The following is a 24,257-nucleotide window of genomic DNA, read 5'->3' as shown; positions in this document are numbered from 1 at the left end:
CCAATAAGCAACTAATTGCCAAATTAGCCTCGAAGACTAGTCTTCGATCTTGCGGCGCATGTGCGGGAACAATATCACGTCACGAATACTAGCCGAGTCGGTAAATAACATCACTAGGCGATCGATACCGATACCCTCGCCGGCAGTTGGTGGTAAACCATAAGACAAAGCTTCGATATAATCCTCATCGAAATGCATCGCCTCGTCATCACCCGCGTCTTTTTCAGCAACTTGGCCACGGAAACGTTCTGCTTGATCGGCAGGATCATTTAACTCGCTAAAGCCATTAGCCAATTCACGACCACCGATAAACAGCTCAAAGCGATCGGTGATCTCAGGATTATCGTCATTACGGCGTGCCAGCGGCGAGGTCTCTGCCGGATATTCGGTGATAAAGGTTGGCTGACGCAATTGGTGCTCAGCGGTCTCTTCAAAGACGATCGTTTTGAGTTTACCAACGCCAAATACATCGTTCACGGGTTGCTTAAGGGTATTGTCAACGTAGTCTGCCAAATACTCTCGGTCGTCAATGCGCTTCATATCAAAGCCCTCAGCGTACTGAGCGATCGCATCAGACATCGATAAGCGCGCGAACGGCGCTTTTAGACTAATAGCTTCGTCTTGATAAGTCAGCTCAGTAGTGCCTAAAATATCAATCGCTAACTTATGGAATAAACGCTCGGTCAGATCCATCAAGTCATGATAATCAGCATAAGCTTGATAAAACTCAATCATGGTAAATTCTGGGTTATGACGAGTCGATACACCCTCATTACGAAAGCTGCGGTTAATCTCAAAGACTTTTTCAAAACCGCCAACCACCAGGCGCTTGAGATATAGCTCTGGAGCGATACGTAAATATAACGGCATATCCAAGGCGTTGTGATGAGTCTCAAACGGACGAGCTACGGCACCGCCTGGTATCGGATGCATCATCGGTGTCTCTACTTCCATAAAGCGCTCATTCAGCATAAATTGACGGATACCACTGATGACTTGGCTACGAATCATAAAAGTATCGCGCGTCGACTCATTAGTCATCAAGTCTAAATGGCGATTACGATAACGTGCTTCGATATCGGCTAAGCCATGGAATTTATTGGGCATAGGACGTAGCGCTTTAGTCAACAGCGTAAACTCTTCAATATGCACATAAAGATCGCCTTTGCCCGAACGCCCAATATAACCTGATACTCCAACGATATCGCCCAAATCTAGCGATTTAATACTAGCGCGTGTTTCTTCATCTAGCTCTTTGCGAGCGACGTAGAGCTGAATGCGTCCCGTCATATCTTGAATAACAATAAAAGAGCCACGATTGAGCATCACTCGTCCTGCGACGTTAACTTGCGTCTTCTCACCATTGGCCGCTTTTTCTTCAATCTCTTGCTTGTCGATACCTTCAAACGCAGCTTGCAAATCCTGCGCATAGTCAGTGCGTTTAAACTGGTTGGGATAAGGGGTTTTACCAGAAGATGCAATATCATCAAGCTTAGCTTGCAATTGTGCGATGAGCTCATTGGCTTCCTCGACGGTAGGCGCTTGTTGTTGGTCTTGATTGTTTTGATTGTTGGGCTTTGACATAACATTCTCAAATTTGATGGGTTTGTTCTTTTTGGAAACTGATAAAACTATGATACTAGATTAAAAGATTCTAGGCTAAAAACCTAGCCTACGCCGAAAGCTAAGCTTATGAAATAGGATAAGACTACTCACCGCCAATACTCGCCATCAGATCGGCCTGATGTTCGCGTAATAGCGCATCTAGAAGCTCATCTAAATCGCCTTCCATAATGGAATCTAGCTTATAAAGGGTCAAGTTAATACGGTGATCGGTCATGCGCCCTTGCGGAAAGTTATAAGTACGAATGCGCTCGCTACGATCGCCGCTACCCACAAGGTCACGGCGCATCTCATCTGCCGTATCAACTTGCGCTTGTACTTTGGCTTGCTGAATACGCGAGATGAGCATTTGCATCGCTTTGGCGCGGTTTTTATGCTGGCTGCGTTCTTGCTGACATTCTGCTACTACCCCAGTAGGGATATGCGTTAAGCGTACCGCTGAATCCGTTGTGTTAACGTGCTGACCACCAGCGCCACTTGCGCGAAAAGTATCCATCTTGATATCAGCAGGGTTAAGATCGACGCTGTCATCAATCTCAACCTCTGGCATCACCGCTACCGTACACGCTGAGGTATGCACTCGGCCTTGACTTTCGGTCTCAGGTACTCGCTGTACACGGTGCGCACCTGACTCAAACTTTAGACGACCATAGACACTATTGCCCGAGATACGGCTGATGATTTCTTTATAGCCGCCATGCTCACCTTCATTGGCAGACAATACTTCCATCGTCCAGCCTTGATTTTGCGCGTATTTTTGATACATGCGAAACAGGTCCCCTGAGAAGATAGCAGCTTCATCACCGCCCGTACCCGCACGAATTTCTAGGAAAGCAGGCACTTTATCATTAGGATCTTTTGGCAGCATCATGACGTTGAGATCTTCTTCCATCTTAACGATAGCATCACGAGCGCTATCAATCTCATCTTGCATCATCTCTTTCATTTCAGGGTCTGATGCGTCCTCAAGCATAGCTTCGGCGTCGGCTTGATCGGTCTCCGCACGGCCATAATTGAGCCACAAAGTAGTAATATCCATCAAGTCGCTGTGCTCAACGGATAGCTCACGAAATTTATTGTTATCGCTGATGACACCGGGGTCGGATAACAAGGCGGTGACCTCTTCATAGCGGTCTACCATTTGATCTAAGCGCAGGCGTAAGGATTCTTTCATAAAAAATCTTTTTATTAGCTAAGTAAAATAAGAGAGCAATTATAGCAAATTTTTGCCCTTATATTAAAAACACTGAGTAATCTTCTTGTTTAAGCTCTAAACTACATATCTATAAAGGTATAAGCTCATGCAAAACCAAAAAAATAGCCAAGAGTACTCTTGGCTATTATTAAGATAAATCTAATATAGAACTTTAACTTGCTTTATACCTTACGTACCAACACCGAACCAATAGAGTAACCGGCACCAAATGAGCAAATCACGCCCAAATCACCTGATTGTAAGTCATCCTTATAACGGTGAAAAACAATCATGGGACTTGCCGAGCTGGTATTGGCAAACTCATCGATGACACTTGGCACGATAGCCTTATCTGCTTCTTTCCCCACCACCGTGCGCAAGATTAAATCAAGCATATTAGCATTGGCTTGGTGTAGCCACATCATCTTCACATCATCAGCTGCTAAGTCGTTTTCTGTTAAATGCTCGGTGATAATCTCCGACACTTTTGGACAGACTTCCCGGAAGACTTTACGACCATTTTGTAGAAACAATTTATCCGTTACTGGATCTTTGATATCTGGATACATCTCAGTCTCAGCGGCCAAGAACTCGGAGCGATCCATAAAGCCATATTCGTTCTTGATGTTGGTTGAAAACTGAGTAAATAGCTTAGAGTTTAGAATCTCATAGCCTTTTGGAGTGTCTAACTCCTCAACGATACTAGCTGTTGCCACATCGCCAAAGATGAAATGGCTGTCACGGTTACGCCAGTTCAGATGCGCTGAGGTAATCTCGACGTTGACGACGGCGACGCGCTTAGCTAGTCCTGAAATGATAGAACCATGCGCTTGCGATAAGCCGAAAGTAGCGGCGCTACAAGCGACGTTCATGTCATAAGCAAAACCGCCTACCATACCGATAGCGTCCTGAATCTCAATGGAGACCGCAGGATACGTGCGCTGAAAATTAGAACAGGCTAAAATAATGCCATCTAAATCGTTCGCTTCAAGCCCTGCATCCGCTAGGGCGTCATTCAATGCGGCCACACCCATTTCGGCCATAACCGATAGCTCTTCGCCCAGATTACGATAAGCGATAACGGGCGCCATAATCTCAGGGTCAAGAATGCCGTCTTTTTCCATCACATAACGTGATTTAATGCCTGAGACTTTTTCGATAAATTCAGCCGATGAAGGCTCAAGGGCGGTGACAGTGTCATTAGCAATATCGTCAGCATGTTGTTGGTTATAGTTCTCTACATACTGATTAAAGGACTCAACTAGCTCTTCATTACTGATGCTATAGGGAGGGATATACAGGCCAGTGCCGGTGATACAAGTCGTCATGATAAGCTTCCTTGTCTACTACTGTGTTGTCTTTGATAAGCATAAAATTTGTGAAAATAAGAATCATTAGTTATGAGAGTCTTTTTTCAGTGAATAACTGTAAACTTAAACGGTTGTTGTTATTATGCCTGATTATTATAATTTTGCTAATAGTTTGTTACAAATAACTATCAACTACCTATTGGCTGTATAGATTATCGCTGTTGTGCTTAGCTAAGCTATAATAAGACAATCTGAATATGATTTATGACTGACCTCACGCTATTAGACTTCTGGAAACTACCATGGTAGAACTTTTTAATTGGCTATTTGGTCAATATGCGGACTACTCCACCCTATTTATTAGCTTAGAGTTAATCGCTGTCAGCTTCGGCGTCGCAAGCGTATTGTTGGCTAGTCGGCTCAATGTATTAGTATTTCCCATTGGTCTTATTAGCACAGCGATATTTGTCTACTTGTTGTGGCAATGGCAGCTGTTTGGCGATATGTTTATCAATGCCTATTATACCGTTATGAGCTTGTACGGCTGGTTTAATTGGACTAAGAATAAAGCCAATATTCAGCAGAATACTGGAAACAATACTAAGCACAGCTCTGAGCATGAGGTACAAGTTGAGCATATTAACAAACAGGATCTGCCGATATTAGCGCTATTGGCAGTAGCGACTATGGCCTTTGTCGCGTTAGTATATTATTTTAGGCCCGTTATTAATAATAACTTTAGCTTCGATGGCGTCGTTTTAGATCTAGCCTTATTTACTTGGGTGGATTATACCGATATGCTCACCACAGCGCTGTTTTTGATGGCGATGTGGCTGATGGCTCGGCGAAAAATCGAGCACTGGCTGCTGTGGATAGTCGCTGACGCTATCTCCGTTCCCTTGTACTTTTATAAAGGCTTTACTTTCACCGCATTTCAATATGTGATATTCACCTTGATCGCAATTTGGGCTTATTATGAATGGCAACAACGCTACCGCAGTCAGTCCTCGTTTGAGGCAACATACGCCTAATTCTGTCATAACAGTGGCTATTTTGGGCGCAGAGAGTACCGGAAAAACTACTTTATGTCGTGATTTAGCCGAGCACTTTGATAGCCTGTGGGTACCTGAATATATGCGTACTTATTTGCAGGCGAAATGGAATCAGCAGCAAGCGACTTGTACTTGGGAGGATTTAATTCCTATCGCCCAAGGTCAAATTGAGCTTGAGAACAGGCTCGCTCAGCAAGTCGCGCAAACAAATAACATAGCCGATAACCGTTATTTATTTTGTGATACCAGTCTTTTTGAGCTGATGGTTTATGCCAATTGGTATTATGGCGACTGCCCAAACGAGCTGACCCAAGCAGCCCTAACCCATAATTATGATTTGATTATATTAACAGAAGTAGACACGCCTTGGGTTGCTGATGATTTGCGTGATAGTCCTTACGATCGTAAGGCTATTAGTACGCGCTTTGAAAATGAGTTGAATGGTTATCATAAAGCGTTCCGACGTATCGGTGGCGATAGAAAACAGAGAGTCCAACAAGTAGCAACTTGGTTAGAAAGTTTAATTTAATTTTGCTTAGGCTATCTATAAAAGCTAAGCTATTAAAACAACGTCAAAACCTGCCAATATCAGTCAGCCAATTTATTTTCATAAATTCTCCATCTTTCTTGCATTTCTTTTTAGCATAGCTCCTCTACGCTGTTATTTAATCTTATCGGCTTGTTAGCTCAGTCGACAATTAAATCATCAGCTTGAGGATAATCCGCATGCAAAAAACCCTGTTTATAAAACTCTCTATCATCGCTAGCCTCTGTGTGATCTTCGCTATTGGCCTGACGATGTTCAGTACTGTCATTACCGAAAGACAGTACTATGCCAACTCTGTGGTCCGAGAAATAGCCGATCAGCATGTTAATCCACAAGAGATTATTACTCCCTTCATTGCCATTCCGGTCACAACGACACCAGAATGTACAAGCGCCGCCGATAAAGCGAATAAATGCGCGCCGCCTTTCACAACCATAAAGACAGTATTCGCAGCGCAAACCTCAACTACTCAAAACCTTGCCGTCAGTACCGACACTTATCAGCGCGGCATCTATCACGCGACTAGTTATAATGGCGATATAATCTTTAAGCAAAGCTATAAGCTGCAGACAAGCAATGAAACTTTAAATTCCTTAGCAACAGCTGATTTAAATATAACCCAAAATACAGATGCAGAAGCTATTGAGACTACTGATGTGCAAACCAACCTATTGAGTACTACTGTAGCGAATAATACCTTATCATCTGCCAGACAGACGACTACTCATTGGAATCAAGCTAAGCTTATCATTCCAGTGTCAGACTTACGCGGCGTGCCCACCTTGCCTACCGTCACCATCGACAAGCAAACTATCAAGGCAACTTATCCCAGCATGTCTATGCTTAACGGCTTGAGCTACGTAGAAGTTGCCTTACCAAGAAATGTTATAGCTCAATTAAAAGCCAATGCTACGACTGCGTCTATCACCGCAGACAATAGACTTGACGCTAACGAAAACATTAAGATCAATATTGATTTGCCTCTATCCGGTATTAGTAATCTAAACACTGTACCTACCGGCTCAAACTTTGACTTGAGCATGCAAAGCAACTGGCATGCGCCCAACTTTATAGGTAAAGCCTTACCGAATACTAAAGACTTTAGCGCTGAGGGCTTCACTGCTAATTGGCAAAACCAGTATCTTACTGTGGCTAATAATCAATATTTATCGCAGTGCTTGAGCACGCCAAACAAGAGCTGCACTGTTGATAGCACGGCGCGCTTAGAGAGTGGTCATTATGCTGATTATGAGGCGGCGGCAGTCGTCGTACAAGAAGCTTCCGGTAGCATAGATAGCGTCAACCACAGCAACCTAAATAGCGTGCGTCTAAATAGCTTTGGCGTCAGTTTCGCAGAACCTAACGATGTTTATTTACAAACAGAACGTACCATGAAATATGCTCTACTTTTAATTTTGATCTCATTTGGCACTTTCTTTTTATTCGAAGTGATTAAATCTAGTCGTATCCATCCGATTCAATATTTGTTAGTAGGCTGCGCGCTATTGACCTTTTACGTCTTATTATTACCTTTGGCTGAACAAATCGCTTTTTGGCAAGCTTATGCTATTGCTGGCAGTAGCTGCGTTGGGCTGATCGGTTGGTACACTTATTATGTCTTAGACGGCGTCAAACGTGCGGTTATCTTTACGACTATATTAGCCGGTCTCTACGCCGCCTTTTACGGTATTCTCACCACCGAGGATTTAAATTTGCTGTTAGGCGCGGTATTCTGCTTTATACTTCTCGCCTGCGTCATGATTATGACCCGTAAAATTGACTGGTATAAAGTCGCTTAGCTAAAGGCTGCTAAATATAATACCTATAATCTTGCTATCAGTGCTGTGATAGCAAGAGCCACTTGAGCCTAGCAATAACCAAAACACACAGACAAAAGTGTAAGAGCGGTTAACAATATAACTGACATTCTAAACGATTGATTGAGGTCTTCCGATGGCATTTATCACTAAACCTAGAGCTACTGTAGCAGTTATTTTATCTTCGATCTTTCTTACGCTGACTTTAAGTGCTCGCCAAGCTACCCCTATATCTCAAGCGGACGATAAACCAGCAACCATGAGTACGACTATTATTAATCAAGCGAATAAAAGCACCATGAAGCAGGCGCCTTGGAGTAAGGTGCCTATTAGTGATAGCGAAATTGATACAGTTTACCGGCAGGAATGGCTAAAGTCCGAAAGCCGAGCCACCTGTCCTATTTTAGCGCTACCAAAACAATCTTCAGCACATTTGCAAGGTTTCAGCGCACGCCGAGCTAACTTCGCTGGGGGTTGGGGTGTGGCTTATGACCTGCCTACTCTACGCAGTGCTTATGGCGTCGCCAATACAGGCACGCTTGATCCGAATGAGTCTTATAATAACTGGCCTTTCAATGTGGTATATCGAGATGGCAGCATGGCAAGCTACGGTCATGAAGGCGGCAACCCTGAGGCTAATTGGCTAGCCTATATCATCATAACGCAGAATAACTGCTTCTATAACGTTTGGAGCGCGCAAAGCAAAGCGCATTTAGAGCAAATGATCGCAGATTTACGTCTAGTAAGCGCGCGATAGCCTCTTTATTATGATTTTTGCTATCGCTCTAATTAGAGTGTTGTGACATTAGCTTAGGGTCTAACTTTTATCCAAGTTTAACCGCCTCTTTTGAAGCTTAATGAAGCTCAGTACTAAAGGATTATTTTGAAAGCTACTGTTTATACTATCATCGCCCTGCTCGCCTTTGCCGCCAATTCTTTGCTATGCCGAATGGCCTTAATTGAAGATGCTATCGATCCTTGGAACTTTACAATTTTGCGGCTGCTGAGTGGCGCTATTTGTCTAGGCTTTATCATAACCCTTCATACACATCGCCTAAAACACCAAGTACAAACCGCTACTTCTTTCAGCAGTGCCTCTAGCACTGACAATAATAACAACGCCTCTACTGCTGCTATTTTAGCTGATAGAGGCAGCTGGCTTAGTAGTATCAGCTTAGTAGTGTACGCGCTTTGCCTTTCGCTAGCTTATGTCGATCTAGATACAGGCACTGGGGCGCTCATATTGTTCGCCGCTGTACAACTGACGATGATAGGTTGGGGTATTTACCAAAAGGAGCAATTGACTGTGCTGCAGTGGCTAGCGCTAGCTTGCGCGCTTATTGGCTTTGTATATTTGATGCTCCCTTCAGCGGCTATACCCTCCTTTACAGGCGCTCTGACTATGGCGCTTAGCGGTATAGCATGGGGCATCTATAGCATACGCGGCAAAGCTTGTTTCTCGCCGCTACGAGCCACAGGGTTTAACTTTATTAGAAGCTTAGTCGCTATTCCTTTTTTATTAATAGTCGCTATTAGCTATTGGGTAGAGATAAGTATGCAAGGGGTGATGCTAGCAGTCATATCAGGCGCGATTACTTCTGGCCTCGGCTACTGTATATGGTATGTGGCTATGCCATTATTAAAAAATACTCAAGCTGCGGTGGTGCAGCTTTGTGTACCGATAATCGCAGCGTTAGCAGGTGTTTTGTTTTTATCAGAAACTCTGAGTCTACGCTTTATTATCGCTAGTATCATTATTTTGGGAGCGGTACTAGTGTTTGTGTTGAATAAGCAGCCTGATAACTATAAAGACTCTGCTGTCATTATAGAGTCATAACTAGAGCTTAATTATTCAAATCTAGCTAGCTTAAAATTTAAACTTATACACTTTGAAACACGATGTTTACGAGACAGATATCAAATGATAACGAGAATATTTTTATTAAAGTGTAGGATACTCGTTGGGATTTAAACACTTCATTCTTAAATTTCTTGAGGAAAGTTATGAAAAAATTATTAGTACTAACACCAGCTGTTTTAGCTTTAGCCGCTTGTGCGAACAATCCATTCGTGGGTAATGATCAAACAGGTGCTACTAATCAAGTCGTCAACTCTTATACTTGCGAAGGTAATGGTAAAGTCACGGCAGCTTATGCTGCAGACGGTAGCGCTGCTAACTTGAATATTACTATGCCAAAATTCGGTATTAGCAATCAAAAAGTTATCATGACGCAAGCGGTATCTGGTTCTGGCGCACGCTATGTTAATAACGACAATCCTAAAATGAACCTACAATGGCAAACCAAAGCAGACTACGGCATCATCAGCGCAAAGCTCGCTAATGGTAAAGAATACAGTGTAAACTGCACTATGTAATCGATAAGATACCATTCATGAATAAAAAAGGGTGATAGATTCAAAGTCTATCACCCTTTTTTAGGGCAGAAATATTTACTATATAATTACTTAAATAAATAATCAGTTAAATAAAATATCTTTTTTGACTATTTTTTCCTACCGATAAACTGTACGACCGCGCTTAACCCCTGATGACGCGCGCCTTCTGATATCATGCGCTGTTTCTCAATGCCTATGATTTCTTCTAACTCTGTAAGCTCTGCTCGTAAGTTTATCAATGAGCCGAAACGATCTTGTTGATCAGCAGGCGGCCCACCAACCGCATCCATTTTAGTTTGCTCGTAAGTATAAGCTTCGAGTAAATATACGCCATTGGGCTTTAAGGCTTGAGCAATTTGTGTATGGATTTGCTGCCGAATGGTCTCAGGAACATGCGCCCAAATCGAGACGATACTGTCCCAACTGTTGGGTTCAAACTCATAATCAGCTAAATCAGCCACTTGCGTAGTAATCGTTACGCCTTTATCGTCAGCTAATTGCTGCGCCTTACGTAAGCCAACTTCGGATAAATCCATCGCCGTGACTTCATAACCTTGCTCCGCTAAAAATACCGCGTTCCTGCCCTCGCCCTCTGCTAGGCATAAGACGCGCCCGCCTGCAGGTATTCTTCCATGCTCTGCTTTCAAAAAGTCATTAGGCTCAGTACCATAAGCAAAGCCTGGTTCACTGTAGCGTTCATCCCACATTTTTATTCACCTTGTTTAACAAACTTATAAGTAAGAATTTAACCAAAAAAAACATGTCAAGTTTTAAAGTAAACAGACCGTTTTTTAATGCGGTTTCTCAAAGCGTCCAAAAAGCTTTCTTTAAGGGCTGATTTTAATAGGTAGCTCCTAGCGCAAGAGAAAATCTATGATTTTCTGGCAGCATGCAATTTTTTAACGTGTCCAAAACATTCCCTTTAAGAAATTTTTACTTGCGACACTAAAATTGTCATGTAATTTTTTAACGTATCTCATCCCAAACCTTTTTAAGGCGTTTCGGTGAAACGGCCATACGCGTTTTCATCGGTTGTGCAAATAGCTGAATACGATACTCCTCTACCATCCAGCGGTATTCGCTAATAGCGGCGTCACTGGCACGATTGACCAGTCGCTCCATGTGCAAATCGAGCGCATAGACACCTTCAAGATCAGACTCAAGATTATGCTCAAGCCGCTCAATCCTTAGCTCTAGCGCCTCCAAATAGCGTGGATACTGCTGCCAATGGCTATAATCCATACGGTATACAAAGTCCGCTAGATACAAGTCTGAGAGCTGATCTTCGATATCATCAATGGACTCACCAAAAACTTCACGATCGAGCATCAGTAGACTTTGGCGAATACGCTGCCAGCGTGTATAAACTTCCTTGAGAGTTTTAATAACGCTTTGACCCGTCAGCAGGAAATTACTGACCACTACCTCTTGGGTTTGCTGATACTCCTCTAGTGTAAATGGTAGCTCCTCAGCTAAGCCAACCGCGATACTATCAGCGCTCTCAGGCAAATCAGTGCTATGGTCGAATAATACGTAGTGTTCCTCAAGAGTCGCATCGAGCGCCGCATCGATAACGATAGTCTTAAGCTTTTCCATATCGCCAAGGGGGGCAAAGGCAAGCTTAAAGATCTTGTCGATTTGGCTCGTCAACTGCTTTTTCTTAGCGCCGAGCTTGGCTTTAATTAGCGTCAACACGCCCGTGCGATGCGCCTCTAATGCCGCATTAACATCGGTATATTGATGAATCGATACCGCTGTGCCTGCTTCGTCAGCGACCAAAGCAGAGAACTGCTTCATCACCACGCCAGCGCTATGACGATTTTTACTAAAAGTAAAGTGCTCAGGGAAACTCGTATGCGCACCTTGCTGTTCGGTCACCGCTCGACTGGTTTCACTAGCATGACGAATTTGCAAAGTTTGTAGATCACGGCCTTTTTCGATAATACGGTTTTTATCATCGACAACCGATATCTGCGGCTGCAAGTAGCGGTCAATAGAGGAAGGGTCAAATTTATCAGGCGTCACCGATGTAATACCGCGACGACTCAGCGCATGGCAAAGCTGCTTAAGCAGACCTTGTTCGCCTTCAGGCTTGAGCTCATCGAACAAGCTATCAGCGGTATCTGGAATCGGTACAATTTGACGGCGAATGTCTTTAGGTAGAGATTTGAGCAATTGTAGTACTAGCTCGTAGCGCCAACCTGGGACGCCCCACAGTAGCTCAATGGCGTCTAGTTGCGGCAGTGCAGCCAATGGAACACGAATGGTCACGCCGTCATCGTCGCTGGCAGGATCAAACACGTAGCGGAGCGGCAAACGCAGATCGCCTAATTGCCAAACCTCCGGGAAGTCGCCTGTAGTCGGTGCTTGGCTATTAAGCACATCGTCATCGGTAAAGAATAAAAACTCACTATCGCTCTTTTCCATCTCCGCGCGCCAGTCTTCAAAAGCTTTGCGGCTAGCGACATGCTCAGGGATTTTTTTCTCATAGAACTGATACAGCGATTCTTCATCGACTAGCAAATCTCGGCGACGCAGCTTGTCCTCGATACGCTCGACATGAGCGATCTTGTCCATATTGTGCTGTAAGAACGGCGCTTGCCGGCCTAGATTACCGGTCACTAAACCATCACGAATAAAGATCTCGCGCGACTCAGAGAGGTTAACTTGCTCATAGTTGGTGAGCTGCTTTGGGATAATAATTAAACCAAATAGACTAATCTGTGCATAAGCTTTGACGCGGCCGGTTTTCTTTGACCAATGCGGCTCGAAGTAATGGTATTTAAGCAGATTGCCCGCTTCGGCGATAATCCATTCAGGCTCAATTTTGGCAACGGTACGCATAAACACTTGCGAGGTTTCAACCACTTCAAAAGCCATGACCCAAGGCGGTATTTGCTTAAATACGGTACTGGCTGGGAATATCTTGGCTTTTTGTTGACGCGCGGCCAGATACTCGCCGCGGCTTTCGGTCTTGTGCGCGATAGTAGAAAGCAATCCTGTTAGTAGCGCTCGATGCAAATTGGCATATTTAACCGCTTTGACTTCTTCATCTTCAATTACGGTGGGGTCGCTGCTTGTCTTGTTCTTTTTATTCTGTTTTCTATTAGCGTTTTTAGCATTGTTTTGCTTGATTTTACCATCACCCTTTACTTCTTTCACATCGGTTAGGTCTAAGTCAGTGACCATCTGCACCAGTTGGCGATGGGTTTGATTCCACTCACGCACACGTGGGAAGCTAAGATAGTTTTTCTTAGTGAAGTTTTTACGCTGATTACCAGAGAGCTTATTGCCATTCTCGTCAGTCTCAAACAGCGCCTTCCATAAACTCAAATAAAATAAGAAATCCGAGTCATCCTGACGAAATTCAGCGTGCTTTTGATCAGCTTGTTGACGCTTATTAGCAGGGCGTTCGCGTGGATCTTGTACTGCTAGAGCGGCAACAATGATCAGCATCTCGCGAATACAATCATAATCGCTGCCCGCCACTAACATACGAGCTAACCGTGGATCGATAGGCATACGCGCCATTTTTTGCCCGATACGGGTCAGACGTAGATGATCTAAAGTTTGCTTGCGCTTTGGAATATTGGCTTTGTCGTTTTTTGAGGTAATCGCGCCAAGCTCATCGAGTAGCTTATGACCATCGGTAACCAAACGGCTATCGGGCGGCTCGATGAATTCAAAATCCTCGACACTACCTAGACGCAGGTTCGCCATTTGCAAAATAACCGAGGCAAGATTAGTCCGCAAAATCTCAGGCTCAGTAAATTCAGGACGACCACTAAAGTCTTCTTCGCTATAAAGGCGAATACAAACCCCAGGGGCAACACGACCACAGCGTCCTTTACGCTGATTAGCAGCCGCTTGTGAAATCGCCTCGATAGGCAGGCGCTGTACGCGCGAGCGATAGGAATAACGCGATATACGTGCAAAGCCTAAGTCAATCACATAGCGAATACCGGGTACGGTTAGTGCAGTTTCGGCAACGTTAGTGGCAATAACGATACGGCGCCCACGACCGGAAGGCTGAAAAATACGCTGCTGCTCTTCATAAGTCTGGCGCGCAAAGAGTGGTAGCACTTCGGTGTGCTTGGGCCCATACTGAATAAGTACATCTTGTAGCTCACGAATCTCAGCCTCAGTCGCGGCAAAGATTAAGATATCAGCCTGATCGGCATGCCCTTTACTCTGCGCATCACTAAAGCATTCCTCTACCGCTGCGACAACCGCACGCGGCAAGTTTTCTTCGAAGTCGTCATAGCTATCATCATCCGAGCTAGTCACTGGCTCATCAGTCAGCGGACGATAGCGCACTTCAACCGGAAAGCTACGACCTTCGACGTTGAAGATAGGCGCAGGGATTTTACGTTTTAGCTTACTATCATAATGACTAAAGTATTCGCTAAAACGCTTAGTATCAAGCGTCGCTGAGGTAATAATCACCTTTAGATCAGGGCGCTTAGGCAGCAGCTTTTTGAGATAGCCCATGATAAAGTCAATATTAAGACTACGCTCATGCGCCTCATCGATAATAATAGTATCGTACTTACTTAAGAATCTGTCGTGACCGAGTTCAGCTAGCAAAATACCATCGGTCATCAGCTTGATAACCGACTGCGCCGTCCCCTGCTCATTAAAGCGAATCTTAAAACTAACGGTATTGCCTAACTTCTCGCCAAGCTCTTCGGCAATACGGTTAGAAACACTGCGCGCTGCTAATCGGCGCGGCTGCGTATGCCCGATCTGCCCTGTAATACCGCGACCTGCTAACATCGCAAGCTTCGGCAGCTGTGTCGTTTTACCCGAACCTGTCTCACCCGCCACGATAATCACTTGGTTATCGATGATCGCTTGAACTAGATCTTCGGCACGTTGGCTTACTGGCAGATCAAGGTTGAGCTTCGCTGGAAGGTCCTGCGGAATACTGTCGATACGTGCTTGCACTGTCTGCTGTGAGCGGGTTTTTATTTTGTCGTATTGCGCGCGCTTTTTAGACAGCTCTTTTTGCGCTTTTTCTAGCTTATCATCAGTATTTGAATTCTTGTTTTTAGATACAGCCGCGCGCGCCAGCTCACGCTCTAACCGTCCTAAATAGTGGCTATCCTTAGCAAGCACAGGTAGTTCTGTGAAGCTATCTGCATCTTTTATTTGAGCTAGATTGTTAATCGTATCATTTAGATTTTTCGCTGAGTTATCTTCTGCTAAGTTTGGCGTATTCTTCAAAGTGTTAGACATATTTGCTTAGGCTATTTATTGTTTATAAGTGCTAAGAGTATGGGGGTATTTTGGGCGGGATTCAAGGTGGTTATAGTGTTTGCTTGGCAGCTTAGATTTGCTCTTAACCTTTTTAGATGCTCCTTTCTAGATTCTATAAAAGTATAGGAACCGTTTAAATAATCAATCGCTACTGGTATAAATCCTCTGTTCATCTCTAGCGGCTTTTGCAAAAAAGTCGTGCAGCTTTTGTAGTGGCACTCTAGGAAAAGGCAGTTGCAAGGAGAGTATCACCCTCTCAAATGCTACCATCTCATCAGCTAGAGCCTTAGCAATGTTAGGCTCAATCTGTGGGTTGTCATATAGAGTATCGATGAGCCAAGTTAATTGCGGAAAGTCGGCACTGTTATGAACCTGATAAAGTGTAGGTACGAGCTCATCAGAGATTTGACAGCGCGTCTTACGAAACATACCATTTTTATAATACATATTTAAAGCCATACGAATTCCCTTGCTTTGGTTACAAACACCTCATTATGACATACTCTTTATTATTATCAGTATGTGTAAATTTAGGGCTATCCTCAACGGTGGAGTTTATTACCACTAAAAGTTAAAGAACGGTGAGATCCTAATCAGTTTGCGCTAAAAATTCTTTAACCACAGCGACCGTCGCTTTAGGATCCTCTTCATGCGGCACATGCCCTAAATTATCGAATATCTTTAGCTGGCTACCTTTGATATCTCGATAAAAAAGCTCAGCATTTTCGAGTGGTATTAAGTTATCTTGCGCGCCCCATAAAATAAGCGTTGGCTGCGTTAACTGCTTAATTTGCGCCTGATCTTCAACATTATCGAACTCACGCAATCGATCGGCTAACGCGCTGCGATTACCGGTACGTAATGACAGCTCATAATAGCGATCGACTAAAGCGTCATCGACTTTACTCTTATCAGCGTAGACACTAAGAATGCTTTTTTTGACTAAGCTGCGCGGTAAAATATTGCTTAAGATAGGCTTCAATGCTGGATAGGCGGCGAGTCTAAAACCGATGGGAATACTCTTCGGAGTGGTCCGATAACCCACCGCATCGACTAAGACAAGCTTATCCACCCGCTTGGGATATAGCGCTGCGGTGCGCCAAGCTATTTTACCGCCTAAAGAATTACCTGCTAGTATCACTTTATCTAGCTTGAGCTTATCTAACACTTTTATCACAAAAGCGGCGTAGTTGACGCTAGTATATTGAGTAGTCTCATCTACAAAAGGCCCAGTCAAGCCAAAGCCTGGCAAGTCCATACTGACCACACAATACTCATCACTAAGCTCATCTATCCAGCCTTGCCAAGTATGCAAACTTGCTGAGGTGCCGTGCAGTAAAACGATAGTCTTTGCATTATCTACGTTAGTGCATTTAGCAGAGCGCAGCACATGAACTTGCATCCCATTGATTTCGATAAACTCACTATCGGGGAGCTGCCATTTTTTAAGCGCTTCAACGCTTTTATCAGATGCCCAATAAACAGCTATTAGCGCAGCCAGTGAAATACCTGTCGCTAATATAGAAAATAAAATTATTTTGGCTAAACGTTTTGACATTTAATAGATACTCAATAGATTAGGTATAATTTAAGACAAAGTACATATCCTAATAGAATACTTATTTACCGCTTATAGATAAAAAAAGCCAGCGTTTATTTACTAAAGTGACCTGTTTAGTAAATAAACGCTGACTATATCAAATTATGTCACCATTAAAAAACAGGACTACTAAAAAATAGTGCTATAAAAACGGCAGCTTCAAAACTCATTTTAAGCATTAAGCTTTTTTATAACGACTCACCCCAGCAATGATCGTCTCATCAATCACTCGATCATCACCGAGCATCATCAGTACAAACAGCTGTTCCTCTAAGGTTTTAGTCTGACTCATACGACGCTCTAACAATGCCGTGCCTGCTAAGTCAATAACGACAAAATCTGCCTCTTTATCAGGCATAAAATTACCAATTTTATCGTCCAATACCAATGATTGCGCATTTCCTAAGGTGATCTGGTATAGCCCTTGATGCGCGGATAACGGATTGCTTTGTAATTGCTGTACTTTATAAGCCTCATTTAAGGTGGTCAACATCGAGAGACTAGTGCCCGCGCCTACGTCGGTTGCGATACTCACACCGGTGTAGCTTAGAGTCTTTGGCAAATCAAATAGACCACTGCCTAAGAATAGATTAGACGTTGGGCAATGTGCGATTTGGGTGCCTGTATCCCGTAATCTCTCGTACTCTGAAGTTTCAAGATGAATCCCATGCGCAAAAGTGGTATAGCGACCTAAAAAACCCATATCGTCATAGACGTCGAGATAGCCTTTATGATTGGGATAAAGCTCGCGCACAAAGGCAATTTCGGCATGGTTTTCGGCTAAATGGGTTTGTAGATAAACGCTGTCATAACTGGTATAAAGCTCGCCGGTCATTTTTAGCTGTTTTGGCGTTGAGGTAATGGCAAATCTTGGCGTAATAGCAAAATGCTGACGACCACGCTCATGCCACTTATCAATAAGGTTTTGACTATCACGAATGCCCTGCTCTGTTGGCACGCATAAGTGCTCAGGCGCATTGGTGTCCATCAGCACATTACCAGTAATCATACGGGTATTGAGTTTTTCGCTCTCGGTAAAAAACGCCTCAACAGACTCAGGATGGCTAGTAGCGAATACCATTGCCGTAGTCGTACCATTAGCAAATAGCTGATTCAAAAAAAACTTTGAGGCATCGTGTGCGACTTTTGGGTCACCAAAGTTTGCTTCTGTGACAAAAGTATAGTTATTGAGCCAATCGAGTAATTGCTCACCGTAAGAAGCAATCATATCTATCTGCGGATAATGCACGTGCGTATCGATAAAGCCTGGCATAATCAGCTTATGCTGGTAATCATGAATCTGTACCGGCGCTTTGCCCTCGTTAGCATTGGCATAATCGGTCATGATCGCTTCTTTATGACCATAATCAACAACTAGACCCGTTTCATCATCAACAACTAGTGCACCATTAGCGATATACTCAGGATGGATGGTCACCCCAGCCATAACTGGTAATAAAGTTACATTTTTTTCAACGACGGTAGTATCAAGAGGAGCAGAACTTTCAGCATTGGTGCGTGCTACTCTTTTAGCAAACTCGTCTTCCGTCAGATAATGTAATAATTGCGCTTGGTAAATATGGATAGTCATAAAAAAGTCTCACATCTCAAGTCATAGCGCTTATATTTATAGGCTATTGCTCATAGAATAAGAAAGGGTTAAGGGCTTAAAATCGTAAAAATGGTTACTTTTTATGGCTATGTTGTACTCTTCATCGGCACTTACAGATAGCTCAGTGAGGATAGTCAGTAGCAAGTAGTTTAGGTAGCTAAACTACCGCTAAGTATTGGATAGTTAATGACGCTTAGGTACAGTGCTTTATCTTTTTATAGTACTAGTTGGTAGTGATAGCTTAGGGCTGTAAATAGTGCTGCTGCATGACTTGCGCGGCAATAGATACGGCTACCGCCATTGGCTCCTTACCCCCTAGCGGCAAGCCTATAGGCATAGTCAACTGATCGACTAACCGCTGATTATAACCACGCTGTAGCAGGCGATCTTTGAAACGTTTGGCTTTGGTAGCAGAGCTAATACAGCCTATATAAGCAGCGGGTGCTGCAAAGTTATCTGTATTAACTGAGCTCTCTTCAGCTCTGAGCACCTCTAACGCCTCTCGCACTAACTCAAAATCAACACTATGATCGTGGGTCATGACTAACATAAAGCGTTTGCCACCTTGCTCTATAAAGGGGCGAACAAAATCGATAGGATCATCATCGATATGCACGCGGATATGCTTTGGCAAGGTATAAGATGGCGAGTCATTACTGTTTGAGGCAGTCAAGTAACGCTCAAACATCTCAGGCCGACTATCGACCCAATCTACCTGACAAGGAAGCTCGGCTAGTATGGTCATCAGCGCCGCGGCCACATGCCCAGCACCAAAAACCAATAACGAGAGTGGCGGCGTCACATTGAAGCACTCAAACATCACCGTGACGCTACCACCGCAGCACTGAGCAAGCTTAGCCCCTAGCGGATAATGCTTAGTATAGACACTATCACGGCGCACCGACTTTGATTTTGATGAGCTTGAGGGGGCTGAGTCATTAGCCGTTTGCTCTGCAGCTGTATCAGCGTTTTTAACTTTTAGGGATTTGGAGAGTTTGTTATTAAGCTTTTGCTCCTTAACATCAATCTCCCCCTTTAGTAATTGCCTTGCCGTTGCTATCACATCATGCTCTAAACCGCCGCCGCCCAAGGTATCGCTAAAATCATCGAGCGTTACGACCATTTTCGCTTGCAGCGCGCGCGGGGCTGAGCCATTGATAGCGACCACAGTCGCCATAACATGCGCCACTCCCCGCTGCTGGCAACGTGCTAGCGCCTCATACCAACGCTCAGGCGGCAGCGCAGAGAGATTACTCACTGTGCGCCGGACCTCTAGCGACCGAGACATTAGGATCTTTTATTGCCTCTGGCTGCTCATCGACTTGCTCGCCTGCCGATTTAGGGGGATTGCTGTCCTCAGCGTGTGGCACCGACTGCGCTTTATCTTTATTATCCATCTTCACCTTACCATCGGCGCTGAACTGCTCTTCTACTTTTGGGAGGTTATCAGTATTTATGTCATCAGTATGATTTTTGCTTGCAGGTATCTGCCACTCCTCCCCTTGCAAGCGCATCACTGCTTTTAGCACGGCCTCACTAGTCGCTGGCATAGTCAGATCAGGATTGACTTTATAATCAGCTAAGCTTGCCACCGCATTATTGATAGCGCACCAAACACTAGCAGCTAGCATAAAGGGCGGCTCGCCCACCGCTTTGGAATTATAAATGGTCTGCTCTTCGTTTTTGCGATCGAACAGCTTAACGCGCCACTGTTTGGGTAAATCATGCGAAGTTGGGATTTTGTAATTGGCCGGACTGTTGGAAGCAAGCGTGCCTTTATCGTCCCATGTGAGCTCTTCTGTGGTTAGCCAACCCATGCCTTGTACAAAGCCGCCTTCGATCTGCCCAATATCGATAGCTGGGTTGATCGACTGCCCAACATCATGCAAAATATCGCAGCGCAGCACCTTATACTCCCCCGTCAAAGTATCGATCTCAACCTCAGCGCAGGCAGCTCCTAAGGCGAAGTAAAAGAAAGGACGGCCCCAAGCTTTGGAGCGATCATAAAATATCTTTGGGGTCTTGTAGTAACCAGTAGCAGAGAGGCTAATGCGGTGCTGATAGGCCAGTAATACCAGCTCTGCAAAAGTTAAAGTCTCTTTATCGCCAATCTGCACGTGGTTGTTTTCAAACTTTATCGCAGTGGACGACACCTCAAAATGCTCAGCGGCAAACTCAACTAAACGCTGCTTGACAGTAAGACAAGCATTTTGCGCGGCTTTACCGTTGATATCGGTACCGGAAGAGGCGGCGGTCGGTGAAGTATTGGGCACTTTATCGGTACGCGTCGCAGTGACTTTAACCGTATCTAAGTCCACTTCAAACTCATTAGCGACGATCTGGGCGATCTTAATATATAAGCCCTGTCCCATCTCCGTGCCACCATGATTAATCTGAATGGTACCATCGGTGTAGATATGCACTAACGCGCCAGCTTGGTTTAGATGCTGCACGGTAAACGAGATGCCGAACTTGACAGGCGTTAAGGCTAAACCTAGACGTTTATCGCTACCTTCAGCCTCAGCCTTTTTATTAAATTCGATCGTCTGTTGACGGCGAGCATCATAATCACAGTCTTTGGCTAGAGTGTCCATCAAAGTGGCCAAATCAAAATGCTCAATCGGTTGACCATAATGGGTCGTTTGACCGTCTTGATAAAGGTTATTTAGGCGCACCTCTAGCGGATCTTTACCTAAAGTATAAGCAATATGATCCATCATATATTCAGCAGTCATCAGACCTTGCGGCCCACCAAATCCGCGATAAGCCGTGTTTGAGACCGTATGCGTCTTACAGCGATGACCGGCAACTTTTGCCGCAGGATAATAGTAAGCATTATCACAGTGGAACATCGCACGATCGACAATAGCGTCAGATAGATCAGGTGAATAACCACACAGCCCTGATAATTGCATATCGACGCCTAAAATGTGTCCAGACTCATCAATACCGACTTCATAGCGGTTGGAGAATTCATGACGTTTACCAGTGACCACCATGTCATCTTGACGATCTAAGCGCATACTCACAGGCACATTGTAGCGCTTGGCAACGATAGCACTCAGACAAGCCCATGCCGCAGCTTGGGTTTCTTTACCGCCGAAGCCGCCACCCATTCTACGCACTACAGTGCTGACCGCATGAAAAGGCAGATCGACTACTTCAGCGACTAATTGCTGCACTTCACTAGGATGTTGAGAGGAAGTATAAACTTCAAGGCCGCCATCATCACAAGGCACCACATAAGACACTTGACCTTCAAGGTAAAAGTGCTCTTGCCCTAACATATGGATATGACCTTGCAGGCGTTTAGGAGCACTACTCAAGGCGTTTTCACTATCGCCGCGCTGCATAAAATGGCTAGGACGCACAAACTGCTCTTGCTCTAAAGCGGCCTCAACCGTTACTATCGCTGGCAACGGCTCATATTCGACCTTAGCTTTTAAAACGGCTTTTTTGGCTGCGCGGTGGGTTGTGGCTACTACTGCAAACAGTGTCTGACCGACATACTCTGTAATGGTATCGACCATCAAAGGATCACCATCGAACACCGGTCCGATATCCGTTGCCGCAGGTAAATCTTTAAAGGTAAAAACGTCAATCACTCCTTCTGCCGCTCTCACTGCCTCTAAGTCCATACTGACAAGGCGCGCGTGAGCATGAGTGCTTTTACCGATTGCCAAATGCAGTGTGTCCTGCGGTTTTAGGATATCATCGGCATAGGTCGCGGTCCCCATCACATGACTAATGGCGCTATCATGCTTGGCGGAGGTGCCAATTTTGTTTTTGGGTGGACGCACACGGCGAATGTTGTAGCTATCAAAAAGGCTTGAATGATGACTCATTATGCTGCTCCCTGCGTTTGTATATCCACTATTAATTGCTTGGCACATTTAACCAATAAGCGCTGCACCACGTGCATACGGTACTCACGACTCGCTCTCACATCAGTCATAGGCGACACATCTAAAGATAGGGCGTTAGCTGCTGTTTTAAAACTAGCGATATCAACTTTTTGTCCTATCAAAGTCTGCTGACAATGCTGCGCTAATAAAGGAATCGCCGCCATACCGCCTAAGCCAATTTTTGCATTAGCAATAGTCGTAGTATCTGCAGACAAATCAATTCTCGCCGCTAGCAAACAGGCTGAGATATCATCTTCGTAACGCTTACTAATTTTGTGAATAAATAAGTGCTGATGCGCTTGCATCAAAGGAATATGCACCGCTACCACATAACTGCCTGGACGCAATTTGGTTTTTTTATACTCTAAGAAAAACTCAGCTAAAGAGATGGTTTCATCAGAGACTTCAAATGATTTTTTACTATTTTGCTCAGCGCTAGCTTCTTTAGCGACAGTCTCTTTACCAATGGCATCACAATGACGTAAATGCACTCGCGCCTCTAATGCTAACAATACAGGCGGCAGATCACCAATCGGTGAAGCATTGGCTATATTGCCGCCAAGCGTGCCCATATTACGGATCTGCGGTGAGGCTGTTCTTGCGAATAAGTCAGCAAAAGCAGGAAAATGTTGCTCTAGAATCGGAAGCATCTGCTGATAGGTCATGCCCGCGCCAAAGCTCAACTCTTGCATATCAGCAGATTCTGATAGCGACCATTGCTGTAGCTCATCGAGCGCTGAGAGCTGGATAATAACTTCATGATCCATCAAACGCTGAGTAATGGTCAGTCCTAAATCAGTGCCTCCTGCCCAGATCGTGGCAGTGGGATACACGGCTAGTAATTGATTAAGCTCACTGATAGAGCGCGGTATAAATAGCTGCTTTGAGCCATCAATCAAGGCAGGCTCTATAGTGTCGAATTGAGAGTTTGACTCAGCCTGATTATCGGAGCTTGTCTGAGAAACATTATTGGCCATAGCATTTGTCGCCAAACTTAGCACTTTCGATGGCGTGTTGGCACTGTCAAGCTGTTGACCGATTTGCTGCATCTTTAAACCTGCATCAATGATAGGTCGATAGCCGGTACAGCGGCATAAATTGCCTGATATAGAAGCAACGATCTCATCGTAGTTAAAGGCTGTATCGTCGGCGTTTGCGTTTGAATCACGATCTGTTTGCAGGCGTCTGTTTTCGTATAGATTAGCCAATGACATCACAAAGCCCGGCGTACAAAACCCACACTGCGAGCCGTGACACTCAACCATCGCTTGCTGCGCGGGATGCAATAATGCCCGGTCGGGGTGGTTGCTAGGATTATCCGCTAGATAAGAAGCCGTCAATAAATGATGACCATCCATCAGTGACAGTAGTGTAATGCAAGAGTTGAAGGTATAGAAAGGGGCACTATCGGTAGTATCTTGCGGAGGTAGGCGCTGAGCCATAATCGTGCACGCCCCGCAATCGCCACTACCACAGCCTTCCTTAGCATCAGTCTGACGCTCATGCAAACGTAAATACTCAAGCACGGTAGTATTAGGGTTGATATCACGCACTTGATGCGGCTTGCCATTAAGATAAAAACGAATCATAGCTATACTCGGCTGTCTGGATAAAAGGAAGATAAAAAGTAAACTTTTATCTTTAATCGGATAATAATATGTTAACAATCAATATATCAAAGGTCAGGCGCATACAGCGACACTGCCATAAGGTAGTATTCAATTATTATAGTAATAAAATTTATACGACGATCATCATACCTACATCAATACTGATAGTTATACAGGTATTGAATAAGCTGACTGCCTATGAGACTGCTGACTGGTTCAGACTTAATCTTTATTTAGGATGGAGCTTCGGTATCTATCCAAGCTTTTTTAAGCGCTTATCATAGTTACGAAGATTGAAAAAAACGTCCATTTATTTTAGCTTCTCGCCAA

The 24,257-nt window shown here is 44.4% G+C and carries 17 protein-coding genes; 6 read left to right on the top strand and 11 right to left on the bottom strand.

Annotated features, from left to right (window positions below; genetic code table 11):
* Window positions 1-36 precede the first annotated feature (36 nt).
* From lysS to ACTXGJ_RS01090, 3 genes are all read right to left on the bottom strand, one after another.
* A complete protein-coding gene (lysS, locus tag ACTXGJ_RS01100; RefSeq protein ID WP_443564834.1) occupies window positions 37-1,584 on the bottom strand; it encodes a lysine--tRNA ligase in 1,548 nt (515 codons plus the stop codon).
* A gap of 124 nt (window positions 1,585-1,708) precedes the next feature.
* On the bottom strand, window positions 1,709-2,797 hold the full coding sequence (gene prfA / locus ACTXGJ_RS01095; protein ID WP_439240873.1) for a peptide chain release factor 1: 1,089 nt from the start codon (window positions 2,795-2,797) through the stop codon (window positions 1,709-1,711).
* 203 nt (window positions 2,798-3,000) lie between these two features.
* The gene (locus tag ACTXGJ_RS01090; protein ID WP_439240875.1) at window positions 3,001-4,146 is read right to left on the bottom strand and encodes a beta-ketoacyl-ACP synthase III; all 1,146 of its coding nucleotides are present in this window, start codon (window positions 4,144-4,146) and stop codon (window positions 3,001-3,003) included.
* A 284-nt stretch (window positions 4,147-4,430) separates the two neighbouring features.
* Here ACTXGJ_RS01090 and pnuC point away from each other — a divergent pair, with 284 nt between their 5' ends.
* From pnuC to ACTXGJ_RS01060, 6 genes are all read left to right on the top strand, one after another.
* Window positions 4,431-5,159 carry a nicotinamide riboside transporter PnuC gene (gene pnuC, locus ACTXGJ_RS01085; RefSeq protein ID WP_443564833.1) on the top strand — a complete coding sequence of 243 codons (729 nt, stop codon included), beginning with the start codon at window positions 4,431-4,433 and terminating at the stop codon, window positions 5,157-5,159.
* The gene (locus tag ACTXGJ_RS01080; protein WP_443564832.1) at window positions 5,104-5,709 is read left to right on the top strand and encodes an AAA family ATPase; all 606 of its coding nucleotides are present in this window, start codon (window positions 5,104-5,106) and stop codon (window positions 5,707-5,709) included. The genes pnuC and ACTXGJ_RS01080 overlap by 56 nt, the downstream gene beginning before the upstream one ends.
* 197 nt (window positions 5,710-5,906) lie before the next feature.
* On the top strand, window positions 5,907-7,526 hold the full coding sequence (gene creD / locus ACTXGJ_RS01075) for a cell envelope integrity protein CreD (protein ID WP_443564831.1): 1,620 nt from the start codon (window positions 5,907-5,909) through the stop codon (window positions 7,524-7,526).
* 154 nt (window positions 7,527-7,680) lie between these two features.
* Entirely contained in the window at window positions 7,681-8,301 is a 621-nt protein-coding gene (locus ACTXGJ_RS01070) for a hypothetical protein (RefSeq protein ID WP_443564830.1), read from the top strand.
* Between the two features lie 126 nt (window positions 8,302-8,427).
* A complete protein-coding gene (locus ACTXGJ_RS01065) occupies window positions 8,428-9,381 on the top strand; it encodes a DMT family transporter (protein ID WP_443564829.1) in 954 nt (317 codons plus the stop codon).
* A gap of 167 nt (window positions 9,382-9,548) precedes the next feature.
* On the top strand, window positions 9,549-9,920 hold the full coding sequence (locus ACTXGJ_RS01060) for an MliC family protein (RefSeq protein WP_439240888.1): 372 nt from the start codon (window positions 9,549-9,551) through the stop codon (window positions 9,918-9,920).
* 128 nt (window positions 9,921-10,048) lie between these two features.
* Here ACTXGJ_RS01060 and ACTXGJ_RS01055 read toward each other — a convergent pair whose 3' ends face one another.
* The 8 genes from ACTXGJ_RS01055 to ACTXGJ_RS01020 all read right to left on the bottom strand — a co-directional run bounded on the left by ACTXGJ_RS01055 (window position 10,049) and on the right by ACTXGJ_RS01020 (window position 23,906).
* The gene (locus ACTXGJ_RS01055; protein WP_443564828.1) at window positions 10,049-10,648 is read right to left on the bottom strand and encodes a class I SAM-dependent methyltransferase; all 600 of its coding nucleotides are present in this window, start codon (window positions 10,646-10,648) and stop codon (window positions 10,049-10,051) included.
* Window positions 10,649-10,907: 259 nt separating this feature from the next.
* Window positions 10,908-15,179 (bottom strand): ATP-dependent RNA helicase HrpA, encoded by a 4,272-nt coding sequence (hrpA, locus tag ACTXGJ_RS01050; protein WP_443564827.1) that lies wholly within the window; start codon window positions 15,177-15,179, stop codon window positions 10,908-10,910.
* A 162-nt stretch (window positions 15,180-15,341) separates the two neighbouring features.
* Window positions 15,342-15,647, bottom strand: coding sequence for a hypothetical protein (locus tag ACTXGJ_RS01045; RefSeq protein WP_443564826.1), 306 nt, complete (start codon window positions 15,645-15,647; stop codon window positions 15,342-15,344).
* 142 nt (window positions 15,648-15,789) lie between these two features.
* Entirely contained in the window at window positions 15,790-16,758 is a 969-nt protein-coding gene (locus ACTXGJ_RS01040) for an alpha/beta fold hydrolase (RefSeq protein ID WP_443564825.1), read from the bottom strand.
* Window positions 16,759-16,978: 220 nt separating this feature from the next.
* Window positions 16,979-18,391 carry a guanine deaminase gene (guaD, locus tag ACTXGJ_RS01035; protein WP_443564824.1) on the bottom strand — a complete coding sequence of 471 codons (1,413 nt, stop codon included), beginning with the start codon at window positions 18,389-18,391 and terminating at the stop codon, window positions 16,979-16,981.
* Window positions 18,392-18,653: 262 nt separating this feature from the next.
* Window positions 18,654-19,670: an XdhC family protein gene (locus ACTXGJ_RS01030; RefSeq protein ID WP_443564823.1), complete on the bottom strand. Its 1,017-nt coding sequence runs from the start codon at window positions 19,668-19,670 to the stop codon at window positions 18,654-18,656.
* Window positions 19,663-22,257, bottom strand: coding sequence for a xanthine dehydrogenase molybdopterin binding subunit (gene xdhB, locus ACTXGJ_RS01025; RefSeq protein ID WP_443564822.1), 2,595 nt, complete (start codon window positions 22,255-22,257; stop codon window positions 19,663-19,665). Before xdhB ends, ACTXGJ_RS01030 begins: the two co-directional genes overlap by 8 nt.
* Window positions 22,257-23,906, bottom strand: a complete 1,650-nt coding sequence (locus ACTXGJ_RS01020; RefSeq protein WP_443564821.1) for a xanthine dehydrogenase small subunit — start codon at window positions 23,904-23,906, stop codon at window positions 22,257-22,259. Before ACTXGJ_RS01020 ends, xdhB begins: the two co-directional genes overlap by 1 nt.
* Window positions 23,907-24,257: the final 351 nt, after the last annotated feature.

It is taken from the genome of Psychrobacter sp. 1Y11, from assembly GCF_052259045.1.
Lineage (GTDB): Bacteria > Pseudomonadota > Gammaproteobacteria > Pseudomonadales > Moraxellaceae > Psychrobacter.
This window is presented reverse-complemented; position numbering and strand designations above follow the sequence as displayed.